The organism is Crateriforma spongiae, from assembly GCF_012290005.1.
Lineage (GTDB): Bacteria > Planctomycetota > Planctomycetia > Pirellulales > Pirellulaceae > Crateriforma > Crateriforma spongiae.
On the sequence record NZ_JAAXMS010000003.1, the window covers coordinates 592235 to 607052 of the forward strand.

Below are 14818 nucleotides of genomic sequence, written 5' to 3' on the forward strand. Positions count from 1 at the left end.
AATCCGGCGGGGTGTTTCTGGCGCGGACTTCCCCGCGCCGTGCACCATCAGTGTAGTGCAATCGTCACCGCGATTCGTCCCCCACGGACTGACCCGGCCGATGCCCGCTGACGACCATCAGGAATCAAGGCTGGATCATCCACCACAGACGGTGCAGACGCAGCTTTTCCGGGATCTTGCCGTCACGCATTGAACGATCTGCTTCGGAAACCAGCGGCGGCACGTCGTCCCAACCCGCCAGGAAGCACAGGTGGTCCAGACGCGAATCGGCATCGGCCACGCTGGCCAACCAGGCGACGGGATACGTGTCTTCGCGAACCGGAAAATCACGCATCTGTAACTGACGCAACTGTTCCCGCGCCGAAAGGCCGTCATCGTTGGCGGCACCCGAGTGAAGACCCTGTGCCAAGACGACTTGGTCGTTTTCGATCCGCAGCAATCCGCCGCCGGTCGCCATCACCAATTCGCCACGCTTGCGCATCGAGATCCGACTGACCGCCGCCCGCGAAGCCGCAAAGGCCGCATAGGCTTGATCGTCGGCCGGATCGATTGTCCATGGTTGGTCGGTCGATAACGACGCGGCAGTGGTCCGATCGGCCGGCGGCGAAGCGACGACCAGCGCGATGGTACGAGCCAAATCGAACTGGTTGGCCCACAGATCGGCAACCAACGTTTGTTCGATCTGGCCCAAAGTCGCGTCCATCGGTGCACTGTCGACATCGACCAAACTGCCCTGCAGCGGACGTTGATAAACCGATTCCCAGATCGCGTTGACCAGACCATCGGCAACCGCGGGTGAACGCGTCAACGATTGGGCCCACCGCGTTCGTTGTTCGATTCGACCGTCCAAATCAAGAACTTCGCGATTGCCATCACCGCCGCGTGAAGCGGTTGGTGCCGGCCAAGTGTCACCGACCACCCAGCGGATCACTGCGCCTGGTCGGGTCATCACCCGTCGTCCGTCGGTCGCGTCGAAGAAGACCGGCGAATCGGCGTCGCTGGATGGACGATTGCGAATCAGACCGGCAAATGCCCAGTATTCTTGTTGCGCCGCACCGGTGTCGACCAACGCGTCATGACAACGTAAACAACGGACATCGCGACCCATCGATAACGATGCGAATCGTCCCACCATCGCGTGTGGGCCGCCCCGTGACATTGCTTTGGCGAATGCGGCCGAATCGGGATGCTGTCCGCCCATCAGGTCTGCCAACCACACCGCCGCGTTGTCACCGTCGCGGATCACTTCAGCCAGCGACTGAATCAACGCTTGTCGCTTTTGTGTTCCCACACTTTGCAAGCCGCCATCGGTCCAATCGTCCAACAATTGACGTGCGACCGTCCTGGACTGGTCGGAACCCATCAGCACCTGTCGAATCCGGTCCGCATCGTCGTGTAACGAAGGATCCAGATCCACATTCAAGCGGTCGCGTACAAATTGGGCCCATTGTTGATCGCTTCGCTGTGGCGTCGGTGTGACGCCAAGCGATGTCCAGTAGCGTTCAAACTGGTCGTCCAGCAGATCATCAACCACCGCGACGTTCAACGCCGGCGGTCGTTGCGATTCCAACCAACGTTCGATCCGCTGCACCGCCACCGCGGTGTTACCTGGGTTGTTGCGGGTGGTTGCACCGGAGCCATCGCTGCCGTCGTGAAGCGTTTTGACGCTCGGCAAGTTGTCGGGGGACGCATCGGCCAAAGCCGAATCTGTCGGTCGATCCGGCGTCGCCGCAAATTGATCGGGGGGCTCCGGTGCATCATTCTGTTTGAATGCATCGCCCTGCCCCGGTTCGTTATCGGCGGCCACGGTGTCCCTGTCGGGACCCACAGGCTTTTCTGCCACCGAGGGGGCGTCACCGGTCGGTCGCGTGTCCCAGCCGTACCAGGCCAAGGCAAGCAACAACGAAGCGGCCAAGGTCATCACCACGGCCAACGTTGTTCTGGAACCCGACGCATCGGGCCCACCAGAGGGCTGGACCACCGGGCGCGGATCTTGCGGCGCATCCGAGCCATCGTTTTCTACTTTTGAAACTCGGTCACGCCGAACGACCGGAGGTGGTTGGACGTTTTCGGTTTCCTGGCTCAGTCGACGCAGAATCTTTGACGACAGATCGGGCGGATCACTGTTGTTCAGGATTTCGCGCAGCAACCCGTCCAAGACCAAGTCCTGGCCTTCGTCGCCGTCGTCGAATTCGCGGTCGTTTGGGTTCGTCGCGTTCATGGTTCAGGTGTCGGACTCGGTCTGATTCAGACGTTGGTCGACGCAATCACGTAGTTGTTTCTTGGCCCGCTGCATCAAGTTTCGCGCGCCGTGATCGGTGATCCCCAAGGCGTCGCCGATTTCGATCCGGCTGGCCTGTTCGGCAAACCGCATCCTCAACGCCATCTGGGCACGATCGGTCAATTGTTTCAAACACTGCCGCAACGCATCGGTTGCGGCGTCACCGGTCAAATCCTTTCCGGCCCAGCGTTGCCAGGCCTCATCCAGAACCACCGAATCACCCACCGTTCGCATCCGCCCGGTCTTACGATGCTGGGAAATCAGCAAGTTGTAGGCGGTACGACGCAGATAGCCGGCGGTCGCGGAATCATTGTGTTGAACGAAGTTTTTCCGCCGCAGTACTCGCAGGAATGTGTCCTGCGTCAAATCATCCGCCGTGGCTTCGTCGCACCCCAGCATGCGCAGGTACCGCCAGACGCCACGTTGGTGGCGTTGGATCAGCTGGGCGGGCGTCAAATTCGCGTCGTCGGCCGATTCGTCGGACGGGACCTGTGGCGTCACAGGGCGACCATCCGGATCGGTCGACGCGGCGGGCGGGTCATCCGATCCGGGCATCAAGCTTTCACAGCGGGGCGAAGTCAGTCGTTACCAAGCGGCTTGGGCGAAACCGTTTCCTTCCGTCAGGGCCCCGCGGCGATCGTCTGCGTGCCCCATCGGTGGTGCCGCAGTGGCGATCCGCTTCGCTAAGCCGTCAGTTCGGTAATCAGTTTACCACCCCCGGCAATCTTCATCGGCCTGCCGTTTTTGCTGGTGAAGGTCTTGTCGGTGGAAATTCCCAGGCCGTGGCAAACGGTCGACATTAAGTCTTCGCTGCTATACGGCTCGGTGTCCACCGCGGTTCCGTCCGCATTCGTTTGCCCGACTGCGATACCGCCTCGCAACGAACCGCCCCCGACGACACAGGACCAAGCCCTGGCAAAGTGATCGCGTCCGGCGTTTTGATTGATCCGAGGCGTTCGCCCGAATTCGCCCATCCACAGGACCACCGTGTCTTGCCACATGCCACGCTGGTTCAGGTCTTCGACCAACGCACTCATCGCCTGGTCCAACACCGGCAAGCGTTGATCGCGCAGGGTCGCATGGATCCCCTGGTGATTATCCCAGCCGCCCAAGTCGACCTCCACAAACGGCACGCCGGCTTCGACCAACCGACGGGCCAGCAAACAGCCTTGGCCGAAACGGTTGGTCCCGTAGCGTTCCTTCATCGCCTCGGGTTCGCTGTCGACGTCAAACGCTTTCATCTGGTCGCTGGTCATCAACGCGACGGTTTTGTCCAAGACCTTGGCGTGTTCACCAGCCGGCGTGTCACGAGTTCGTCGAATGAATCCGCTTTCGATCAAATCCAACGCCGCGACACGTTGGCGCAAACGCTGGTCGTCCAGCCGCATTTCCAAGTTCCTAACGCGACCATCGCTGGTCACTGAAAACGGCGACCAAGCCATGCCCAAAAATCCCGGACCGCCGCTACTGCCGCCGACCGAAACGAAGGGGGGGATTTCCAATTCCGGTCTCTGGTGCATCAATTCGTGTGAAATGACGCTGCCATAGGTCGGGTGTTCAATGTTCGGGTTGGGAACGAAACCGGTGTGCATGTAATACCGGCCGCGATTGTGGTCCGCTTCGCGGGTGGACATGCTGCGGACGATCGACAGATGCTGCATCTGCTGGGCGACCTTGGGCAAGTGTTCACAGATCTGCACATCGCCGGTCGTTCCGATCGGTTTGAAGGGACCGCCGGTCGGTGCGCCGGGTTTCAAGTCCCACAAGTCGATCGTCGACGGACCGCCACCCATCCATAACAGGATCGCCGACTTGCGGTTCTTCCGCAGGCTGTCAGCGTTGGCACCGATCGCGCTTCCCAGCGTCATCGCCGAAGCGGCCATAGCGGATGAGCCGGCCAGGTGGCTGATGAAGTGCCGCCGTGTCATTCCCGTCGGAGTGGTGAAGAACATGGTCCGTTTCCCAAAAGAAGAAAAGTCAAACGTTGCTTTGATATGCGGGCGTCGTCGTCAATGTTGCATGATGAATTCGTTGCTGTTCAAAATGGCCCACCACATGTCGCCCAGCATTTCTTTCTGGTCGCCGCCCCGGGCCGCCATCAGCTTGGCCGCGATGCGGATCTCCGGTGCAGTCGGTTGTCGTGCCAGACCCGCCAAGAACAATCGGCGTACCGATTCACGCGGTGACTTCGATGTGCGGGTCAACCGATCCAGAAATCCGCCCGTCTCGGTCTTGGTGGCTCGCCGCGTTAATTCACCGTTGAACAACATCAACGCCTGCGGGATCGATCCGTTGAACGTCGTCGCTTCATCGCCTTCGTCGGTACCGAAAGCAACGACGAATTGCTGCAGCCAACGTCGTCGTTGTTGTTCCTGTTCTTCGTAGCTGCCTTCGGGGGTTGCACCGGTCGCCGTCAACAGTGATTGATACAGTTGCTCGGCGGACATCTGACGTAGATAGAAACGCGAAAACTTGGGCGTCTCGCCGATCGACGGATCGTCCAATTCGTTCGTCGCGTTCTTGGTGGCCGACAAGCGATAGGGCCGACTGAGTGTGATCCAAGCCTGCAGTTTCTTCAGGTCGTAACTGCTTCGGCGAAATTCCGCAGCCAGTTCATCCAGCAACTCCGGATGGGTCGGCGGGTTGTGCGGCCCAAGATCGTCAATCGGTCGAGTGAAACCGTAGCCCAAGAAGTGCGCCCACATCCGATTGACGATCATCTTGTCCAGAAACTCGCTTTGCAGCATCAGCCGCGCCAGTTCCTGTCGCCGATTCACGTCGCTGACGAATCCGCTGACGTCCACCTCGGTCCCGTCGGTGAACACCGGATACGCGACCTTGGTCAAGCCGTTTCGCAATTCATAAAACACCAACGCATCATCCGGATCACCCGCTTCGCCGGCGAAGTCTTGGTCGATCAATTCGGCGTGATCGATGTCGCGGGTTCCCGACTGGAATCGCCGCAAGGCTCGCGTTTGCCGAAAGAAGGAATTGAATTCCCAGAACTTCTGTTGTTTCCACTGATTGAACGGGTGATTGTGGCACTGTGTGCACTGGACTTGTTGGCCAAGGAAGATGCGGGACGTGCTGCTGGTTGCCAGCGTTCCCTTTTCGGCGTTGACTTTATCAACCAGAAAGTTCACCGCACCGTTGAAGTTCTCGGTGCCGGGCTTGGTGGTCCCGGTCGCGGTGATCAAGTCGAACACGATCTTGTCGTAGGTCCGGTTTCCCGCGAACGAATCACGCAGGTACTTTTGCATGCCGCTGCGGTCGGTCAACGATCGGCGGTCCATCCCGCCGCTGCGTCCGATCAGCAGGTTGGTCCAAATGCCTGCCCAGTGATTCGCGTACTCCGCGGTGTACCGATCGTCGTGCAACAACCGTTGGACCAGTGCGACGTGCTTCTGCGGTGATCGATCGTCGGTGAAAGCTTCCAGTTCGGCGACCGAAGGGATCCGGCCGATCAAATCCAGAAACACACGACGGCACCACGTCGCGTCATCCGCTTCGGCCGAAGGACGCATTTCCCAATCGGTCCACACCGATTCGATGCGGGCGTCGATCCGGTCACACATCTCCGGACGCTGCATGGAATCGGCGTCATCGGCCCGGACAACCTGAACATCCACGCTGGCGAAAACAAACCAAGCCAAACAGATCGACGCCGCCGTCAAAACACGACGGCCGCCTGGCGCGGATGGATGTGAAAACGGTGATGAAGGCAATCGAATCATCGGCGGCGAAACCCTTGGTAACGTCCACCAAGGCATCCCCACGATTGTCGCATCGCGTTCGGCCCCAGAAGAGTCACCCCGAAAAGTCAAAGGTGCGGCGGCTTGTCACAGTTCGAACGCCGATCCGCGGCGAAAGTACCCGCGGCCGTCGAATCGGTCCGAATCGAACCGACGAAACCAACAGCGGTGTTGAACCGTGCGATGCAGTGTATTCGGTCTGCAAACACGATCGTGGCCGCGACCGATCAAATCCGGTACCAAGCAATGCCGTCGGCCAGTGAATTCCCACCCCAGGGAACGGATTTAACGGTTCCAGCGGATTTTCGGCCCGTCGGTGCCGGGCCGGGTCCGGGTCACGCGGTGGTGGTTTCGATCAGCGTCCAGTCGGCGGCCCGCGTTTCGGCTTGCCACAGATTGCTCAACTGTTCGCCGCGCAGGCAACTTTCGACCAACGTCGCCAGCGGATCGGGGACGATCATCGCGATCACGCAGCCCCCGGGACGACGGATCAGTTTTCGGATTCCCTTGCGAACCCGTTCCTTGGCCATCGAGATGGGTTCGCCTTCCGGGGGACAGAAATCGTCAGGGGATTCCTGGCCGGCGCGATAGACCCGCGGTTGGTTGCGGCGGACTTCCTCGATCAACTTTCCGTGCCACAAACCGTGGTCGATGTTACGCAAGCATTCGATCGTCTTGACCCGCACGTCGCGGCCTTCGGCCAACCGCTTTGCCGTCTGTTGAGCGGACCGGCAGGGTGATGCATAGATCACACCGACGTTCAGGTTGGACAACTCGGACGCCATCGACGCCACTTCTCGCTTGCCCGATTTGCTAAGCGGAATGTCCAGGCTGCCTTTGATGCGACCCTGTTCATCAAATTCGGTGGAACCGGGGCGGATCAGCAGGACTTGGGCCCGCTGCGGGGCGCGTGACAACAACATCATCGTGTGGCCTCCTGTCCTGGACTGACGTCTGCACCGGACGGATTTGCCGCAGCGATCTGGTCATTCAGTTCGTCGATCGCTTTGCCATAGTCGTCGCTTTTCAAGATCGCCGATCCGACGACGAAGCAATCGCAACCTGCCGCACGAACCTCGGCAATGTTGGACGCTTTGATGCCACCGTCGGCTTCCAGCAACAAATCCGGGTATCGGTTGCGAAGCGAACGAAGGCGTTCCAACGCGATGGGGTTGAAGGCTTGTCCGCCAAAGCCGGCTTGGACGCTCATGATCAAAACCATGTCGACGTGGTCCAAACACGGTTCCAATTGGTCCATCGACGCGTCCGGATTGATCGCGACCCCGACCGCGACGCCAAGGTCGGCAATGGTCTGGGCCGCAGCCACCGGATCGTCGACCGCTTCGACGTGAAAGGTCAGCATGTCCGCGCCCGCGTCGACCATCGGCGCTGCGTAACGCAGCGGATCGCTGATCATCAGATGCACGTCCAGCGGCAAATCGGTGTGGCGTCGCAAGCCTTCGACGATCGGCATCCCGAAGGTCAGGTTGGGCACAAAGTGACCGTCCATCACGTCCAGGTGAAGCGCCCGGGCACCGGCATCGGTCAATCGCTGGAGTTCACCGCCCAGATCTCCAAAATCCGCGTTCAAAACGCTGGGCAACACCATCGGCGTTGACTCGCGAAACACGCGGATTCGTTCAGATCGATTGCGGTTGGCGTCAGAAGACATGCAGTCTCTCGCGTCGAGTTCACAAAGCCACCTTCGCCGACCATCGGTCCGGCGGTGATGCCGCCGGACACCGGACGAAAAAGATGACGCCAGGCCCGCATCCCCCATGCCATGGTGTCAGTCGGGCGACTGGCGTCCAAGGCGATTTCGCAAACCCCGTTCCAAGATCCCGTCGTTCGATCGGCGGTGTCGATGGTGCGGGGGCGCAAGTGGCGTTCGCGGGCCAAGTGGCGGAACAGACTGCAGAGAAGCCGGCCGGGTGTCAATCGGCGAATTCCCTGATCCCCGGCTGAAGCCTCCCCCGAAATGGCCGCCGAGTCCGTGAAACTCGGCGATTCTTCATTTGGGAATCTGGCCTAAAGGTTGCGATTTTTCCGTAAAATCCGATTTTCGTGGGTGCGGTTTTTGGGCACCGACCTCGCGTTGGGCCAATTCGATGCAAAACAGCCGTCCGCCATCGGGGGATCCGACACTGGTGGGCTCGGTTCCCACTCAATCGAGAAACGGTCGGCCATCGGCACGGCCGAACCGGCTCACGCCCGACATCAAGGCCTGCGCGGCGGCTCGCTGCGGTGAAAATAATCGTCGTGAAATTCGGCCGCGTCCGTCTTGTCGGGATGACGCCATGGGAAACGTGGTCCCCGGTCTTCCAGCAATGGAACTTCCATCCCGTCGGTCTGTTCCAGCATTTCCCAAAGGCGTCGGTTCATTTTCGCGACGCGGTTCTGGTGCTCCGGTGCATCAATTAGGTTGACCAGTTCGTCAGGGTCCGTTTGCAAGTCATACAGTTCATCCTTGTCCCACAGTCCATGACAGCGGATGTATTTGTATCGGCCGCCAAAAACCGCATGCAGTGTGGGTGTGTGAGGATAGTTGCGTTCCCAATAGTACTCGTACAACAACGTCCGGTCGGCCAAAGGCGAAGCGTCCGCTTGGCACAACGGTTTCCAGAAACTGGTTCCGTCGATCGAGGTCATTGGTTTCGATTCGGTCGCTTCCAAAATCGTCGGCGCGATATCAATGCCCGCGACCAACCCGTCAAACTCTTTGCCCGCCGGCACACGTCCCGGTGCATGGAACAACAGAGGAACCTTCGCCGACGCTTCGTACGCGGTGCGTTTGTCGATCAGGCCGTGGTCGCCGAATTGAAATCCGTTGTCGCCCATGTAAATCACCAGGGTGTTGTCTGCCGCGTCGATGGAACGCAAACATTGCATCAAACGTCCGACACCATCGTCCACCGCCAATAGAGATTCGCAGTACCGCCGGTAGTAAACCGCGGGATCAAAATCGGCCAGGTTGTATCCGAAGTCCGCGCCGTGCCGACTGTTGCGTTGATTCCGCACCCACATTGGGATGCCACCCCGGTGCAACGTTTCGTCACTGGGGATGGTGATCGGCAAGGGTTGGTCGTCGTAGCGTCCACGGTGGCGATCCGCCGGCACAAAGTCCGCGTGGACCGCTTTGTGACTGAGGTACAGAAAGAAAGGCCGGTCGGGATCCAACTGATTCAACCAATCTTCCGCGTAATCAGTCAGTTCGTCCGTGATGTAACCGTTTTGCTTCACACGTTGGCCGTTGACGTTCAGGCCGTCATAGGTCGTCTGGGGCACTTCACGTGTCGTGCCATGGCCGTCCGGCCAGTAAGTCCCCTGCCCTTTGAAGGAAACCCAGTGGTCGAACCCGCGTTGGGGCTGGTCGTCGTCGCCACCCATGTGCCATTTGCCGATGAAGGCGGTCTGGTACCCGGCGGCTTGCAGGTCCTGGGGAAAAAAACGCAGATTCGGATCGACTTCGTGATAGTTGTCGATCACGTGGTGATTGTGGGCGTACTGGCCGGTCAGAATTGATGCCCGACTGGGCGAACAAAGCGACGTGGTGACGTACGCTGACGTCAATCGAGTCCCCGAATCGGCCAGGGCGTCCAAATGGGGCGTTTGTAAAAACGGATGACCGGCGGCGCCCAGACAATCGAAGCGGTGGTCGTCGCACAGGATGAACACCACATTCAACCGGTCCGCCTGCGATTCGGTGGCCGATTGGGCGCCAAGTGGGCGGGCCGCTGCGACGACGAAACAATAAAACAGGATCAGCGGCGCGATGAAGCGCGCGGGACGTCTGGAACGGGAAAACGGCATGTCGGAGGGGCTCGGCAACGCGTGTGCAAGGAAGGGGGGACGCAAGAAGGCACGACATCTTAGGCCAACCGTCGCCGATTCGCTGTTTACCCGAAGACAGAAGTTCAGATACCCTGCGACCGTTTGTGATGGCCTGAAGCCCGCCGGCAGCCCCAGGCCGCTTTCACGGAAGCCCGCCGGAGAACCGACCTGCGCGATGGATGAACGGACAAGGATGTCTTCGCCGATCGCATTCGGCCAACCAACCGAATCGCAACGCTTGTACTGATCACAACCGACGACCCGAGTGGTCTGGGATGTCGATCGGGCGCGGCGTCTGCGCCGGTGCACTGCTGCTGGGCACCCTGCTGTGGTCCACGGTGGGGGCCGATGAATCGTCTCAAGACGATGCCCCTGCGCCAGGGCCGACCCCCGGGCCGACTTGGTCGCTGGTCATCGATGACGCACCCGTTTCGATCGCGGCGCCTGTGTTTCTGAAGCCGGGCACCGCATCCCAAATTCAAATTCAAGCAACGCGAAGTGATGCGACCACCGGACAAGCGGTTCGCTTCATCGCACGACTGCTGTCGGTTCAACCGACTCGTGACGTGGATCGACAAACTGCGACGTCGGTTTGGGATGATCAGGGATCCACCGAAACGATCACCGTGGACCTGCCCGATGATTTACTAGCCGGCGTTTACGAATTGCGGATTCAGTTGACCGACATTGTCGATTCGGCTTGGAATCGATTCCGCAAAGCGACCGAGTTGATGCCGATGACGCGGCTGACCTTGGTCGTGTTGCCGGAAACCAATGACGACGCGTCCGATGTTGAAACCGAACACTCCGATGCATGGAACGGCGACAAGCTTTCCGATGAAGCGATTGCCGCGGTGACGTGGCGTAACGAGGATGCGATTCGGGCGGGCGGCGACCCCCTGCGTCCTTTCAACCGCTGGATGCCTAAGTCCAACCCCATCACTGGTTCGGCCTTGCCACATTTGCCAGGGATGACGCCCAACCCGCTGTTGAATTTGCCTGCGGTGGGCAAGGGAGATTCCTTGGCGGCCAAGTTGAAAGCCACTCAGTCAATTCAGCTGGAACTGTACGCAGGGTCCAATCGGTTGGATCCTCGCCAGTTGGTCGATCCTCGGCAACTGGTTCATGCACGGCAGCTGGACCCTCGGCAGTTGTTGGGGCGAAACGGACCCGAACGCCGCCGACTTTATCGTGTTCGGATTCGTCACACCGGACCGATTGGATCCGTGCTGACGGTTGCAGCGGAGCAGGCGGGCGCAAGCGATGCCGCGGTTTGTCGCGTTATCGCCAGCGGTGATCGCGCGGCCGATGGTTTGGATCCCGATGCTGATCGGTGGGAAGAAACCAGCATGCTGGTGCATGGTGCCGGTGACACCTTTCGTTTGACGGTGACCAACGATGGTCCGGGCGACGTGCTCATTCGCTCGGTTGAATTGGAATCGACCAACATTCCTTCCGCGACCAACAACCAGAATCGTACGAAGAACAGCGGGGGCGGTCGGCAAGTCTATCTGGCGGTATCGTCCCCGGACTGGTCGGCGCGATGGACCGGCGATGTCGATTGGCGATCCCTGCAGGATGAATTTGTCGATGCCACCTGCCAGGCCCAAAAGGACTGGGTTGCCGCCCAGCGGTGCCGCGAGTTTGTGCGCACGATGAACATCGATGGCGTGGTCGTTTCGGATTCGCTGTTGCCGCATCCCCGACGAATCCTGAATTCCGTGCTGGAATCCAGCGGGTGTCGATACGCCGAAGGTCATTTGTTGACGGCCGATAGGACGTCCGATCATCAGACGACGCAATCACCAGCACCGGCGTCCGTGGATCAGGGCGAACAACAGGTTGCGCCGGAGCCTGTTCAGGATTCCGGTTGGGCGACTTGGGTGTCGTCAAAGACATCGTCAACCGCATCACTGCATACGGTGGATGTCTACGCGATGGGGCGAGATGCTTATACGGTTGCCAGTCGGTTGCGATGTCCCCGCCGCGAACGGGTCGATCATCAACACGACCGACCGATCGCGCTGTGGTGTGGGCAACCGCCCCATGACCTCGGGCAACCCACGGCGATGGGTGAAGCGGTGTGGCGCGACCTTCAGATGGGGATCGCTCGCCTGGACCCCGACGTCGTTTTGCTGCACGTGACACCCGATTTTTTGCCGTCGGATGATCGCATTTGGGCCACGTTGCGGCGTTTCACTGCCCTGCCCACCGGCGATGGAACATTGCTGGCGGCCGCTGATTCGCATCATGATTACGTGATTGCACGCGCACACAGCGTCGGTGGCATGCACGGCGGCAAGGAACCCATTGACGACACTGGCGCAAATTCCCCTTCGGTGGCTTCCACCAAACATCCCGACTTTTTGACGCTGGGCAATCTGGCTCCTTGGCCGGTCGATGCGTACATCCAAGCGACCGGGAAATCCAAAAACAGCGACGACACGGCTGTTCAGGAATCTCGCGATCGTGAACCCGAAGGAACGAGATTCCGGTTGGGCCCCGGGCAGTGGACGGCGGTCGCTTGGTCAACAAAGTCTCCGGTGCCACGATTCGTTCGCGTCGTTCCGGTCGGCGGGAAATCTTTGGCCGAAGCGGTTCAGCACGACGTGACTCGAGTGATTCAGCGGATGGGCTTGCTGGATCAGTTGGCCGATCAAACTCATCCCCAGGGTGATTGTCGTCTGGCAAACGGTGATTTCGAATCCGTCGGCCAATTGGGGCTGATCGGCTGGGTGCATTCCCAATTTCCCGAAGGCGCGGTTCTGTTGGATGACAAGAATCCGGCGGGGGGCGATCGGTCATTGTGCCTGACCAATCCACCTGGATCGAACAATCGGACATGGGTCATCAGCGACGCGATCGCGGCACCCTTGACCGGTCGCCTGACGGTCACCGCGTCGCTGCGCGGGCTAGGCAAATCGAACCAACCACCGCTGCGATTGCGTACCACGTTGGAAGGTCACGCCGGTGGCCAAGCGTTCCGTCGGTCACAAACGATCCGATTGAAAGCCGATTCGGCGTGGAGCCATCAACAGCATTTGTTGACCGTTGCGGACATTCCACGGGACGCTCGGCAGTTGCGATTGGCGATCGATTCACTGGATTCCGGCAAAGTCTGGATCGACGACCTGAAACTGCAACAGTGGTTTCCGTTGCGGCCCGAAAGAGACGAATTACAGCGTTTGGCGTTCCTGGCCATCGACGGAGTCCGTCAAGAAAATTTGACACACGCCGCCCGACTTCTACAAAATCAGTGGTCCCAATTGTTGTTGGATGACCACGCCGGTTTGCGTTTGGATGCTGATTCGCTGGAGCCCGCATTTGTGCGGGGGCGATCGGGATCGGAAATGAAATCGTCCACATCGAAACGCGACCAGGCGATTCGTCCCGTTGATGCCGATTCCAGTGAATCTGATCAAGGCATGACCGGTCGGATTCGCAGTTGGCTGCCACAACAATTACGGTTCTGATTCCGCGGTGCGGATCGGGGCGACCGACATCCATCCCTAGTGCACATGGTCAGGCGTCGTTGATGGCGACGCGATCGGCACCGGTCCGCAGCGGAGTTTGTTGAATGCGAAAATGGTTTCGGCGATTCGCCGCGGCTTGTGTGATCATCGCCGTGCTGGCCGGCGCGTGGGCGTGGTGGGCGATCCGCCAAACCCAACAGGTCCCAGAATTTTATCGCTTGGCGACTCAGCGCAGCGATGAAAGCGTCGCGGCCCAGGACCGGGTGCAAGCCGCCAGGCGGATGAACCAAAACGTTCAACGTTTGCAAGACGCCGCTCAACAACCCGGTGCCTGGCACGCGACGTTTTCCAATGAAGAAATCAATGCTTGGCTGGCCGAGGAACTGCCCAAGAGTTTTCCGCACTGGTTACAACGGGGGCTGTCAGAGCCTCGTGTTGCGATCGAAGACGGACGAATGTTGGCCGCGGCACGATTGAAAAACCGGCGGATTGACACGGTCGTGTCCTGCCAAGTCAGCGTGGAATTGACCGAACAACCCAACATGTTGGCCATTCGTCTGGAAGATTTGCGGGCCGGTGCGCTGTCGATCCCCTGGGGGCATTTCTTGGATCGTATCAGCCGCGAGGCTGCCGTCGGCGACATTGATATTCAGTGGGACATGACCGAAACCGGCCCGGTCGCCCTGCTGGCGATCCCCGGTGAACATCCCGAATTTGCCATCCGCCCGGTTCTGGTGGAATCGATCCAGTTGGGACAAGGGCAGATCAGCTTGGCCGGACGTTCGGGCGAATCGGCCAAGACCGATTATCGTCCTAAGACCAGCATCCACCGTTTCGTGTCCTATCAGCCGGATCCCAATTCCAGACGCCAGGCGTTGTTGATTCCCTCGGAAAAATCCAAGTCGCAGATCCGCTGATCGGCTGCCTCCGCCAATAGCGACGACGGACTTTGCGGCAACGGCGAAAACGACAAGCGGCGTCGGTACGTCGTCTCCGGTGCAAGAGCATGTGCGTGTCGCATTGACGGACAGTCATCAAACGCAATGTCCAGGCATGCGCCAGCGGGACGCTGACGAAAGAATCCCGAATCGACACGGCGGACGCTGCCGCGATTTCCCGAGACCAAGCCCTCGTAGTCCAGGTACTTATCACGATGGTCGGGTAACCGGGTCGCCGTGATTGCCAGTGGCTTGTCGGGAACCGGACGCATTCCCGGTGTCCACCGACCTCGTCGAACCGCACCACGATCCGAACCGACGTCGGTCTGCGAAAGTTCGACTCTTTCGGCCAGTGCCTGTTCCCATGGTTCGGGCACGACCGCGAACGTCACCAAACCGTCGACGCCGGCGAACATCCAGTCAAAGTGCGAACGGTTGGTTCGGGATAGATTCGGCCCGACGTCGTGATACAAAATCACGAACCGTCCCTCGTCGGCAAAAGATCGAAACAGGTCAGACATCACTGCTTGCTTCACGACCGCC

General features: G+C 59.7%; 10 protein-coding genes. 2 read left to right on the top strand and 8 right to left on the bottom strand.

Annotated features, from left to right (window positions below):
* Window positions 1–124: 124 nt before the first annotated feature.
* The 7 genes from HFP54_RS10365 to HFP54_RS10395 form a co-directional block, all read right to left on the bottom strand.
* Window positions 125–2221, bottom strand: coding sequence for a hypothetical protein (locus HFP54_RS10365; RefSeq protein ID WP_168565066.1), 2097 nt, complete (start codon window positions 2219–2221; stop codon window positions 125–127).
* A gap of 3 nt (window positions 2222–2224) precedes the next feature.
* A complete protein-coding gene (locus tag HFP54_RS10370; protein WP_146415102.1) occupies window positions 2225–2836 on the bottom strand; it encodes an RNA polymerase sigma factor in 612 nt (203 codons plus the stop codon).
* 128 nt (window positions 2837–2964) lie between these two features.
* Window positions 2965–4233 carry a DUF1501 domain-containing protein gene (locus HFP54_RS10375; RefSeq protein ID WP_146415100.1) on the bottom strand — a complete coding sequence of 423 codons (1269 nt, stop codon included), beginning with the start codon at window positions 4231–4233 and terminating at the stop codon, window positions 2965–2967.
* Window positions 4234–4290: 57 nt separating this feature from the next.
* Window positions 4291–5871 carry a DUF1549 domain-containing protein gene (locus tag HFP54_RS10380; protein WP_168565232.1) on the bottom strand — a complete coding sequence of 527 codons (1581 nt, stop codon included), beginning with the start codon at window positions 5869–5871 and terminating at the stop codon, window positions 4291–4293.
* A gap of 497 nt (window positions 5872–6368) precedes the next feature.
* The gene (locus HFP54_RS10385) at window positions 6369–6959 is read right to left on the bottom strand and encodes a histidine phosphatase family protein (protein WP_235951546.1); all 591 of its coding nucleotides are present in this window, start codon (window positions 6957–6959) and stop codon (window positions 6369–6371) included.
* Entirely contained in the window at window positions 6956–7705 is a 750-nt protein-coding gene (gene rpe, locus HFP54_RS10390; protein ID WP_168565067.1) for a ribulose-phosphate 3-epimerase, read from the bottom strand. Before rpe ends, HFP54_RS10385 begins: the two co-directional genes overlap by 4 nt.
* A gap of 545 nt (window positions 7706–8250) precedes the next feature.
* Window positions 8251–9843: a sulfatase family protein gene (locus HFP54_RS10395; RefSeq protein WP_168565068.1), complete on the bottom strand. Its 1593-nt coding sequence runs from the start codon at window positions 9841–9843 to the stop codon at window positions 8251–8253.
* A 296-nt stretch (window positions 9844–10139) separates the two neighbouring features.
* Here HFP54_RS10395 and HFP54_RS10400 point away from each other — a divergent pair, with 296 nt between their 5' ends.
* Together HFP54_RS10400 and HFP54_RS10405 are read left to right on the top strand one after the other, a co-directional pair.
* On the top strand, window positions 10140–13337 hold the full coding sequence (locus HFP54_RS10400) for a hypothetical protein (protein ID WP_168565069.1): 3198 nt from the start codon (window positions 10140–10142) through the stop codon (window positions 13335–13337).
* A gap of 104 nt (window positions 13338–13441) precedes the next feature.
* Window positions 13442–14254 carry a hypothetical protein gene (locus HFP54_RS10405; RefSeq protein ID WP_168565070.1) on the top strand — a complete coding sequence of 271 codons (813 nt, stop codon included), beginning with the start codon at window positions 13442–13444 and terminating at the stop codon, window positions 14252–14254.
* Here HFP54_RS10405 and HFP54_RS10410 read toward each other — a convergent pair.
* Window positions 14182–14796 carry a hypothetical protein gene (locus HFP54_RS10410; protein ID WP_168565071.1) on the bottom strand — a complete coding sequence of 205 codons (615 nt, stop codon included), beginning with the start codon at window positions 14794–14796 and terminating at the stop codon, window positions 14182–14184. The genes HFP54_RS10405 and HFP54_RS10410 overlap by 73 nt on opposite strands.
* Window positions 14797–14818: the final 22 nt, after the last annotated feature.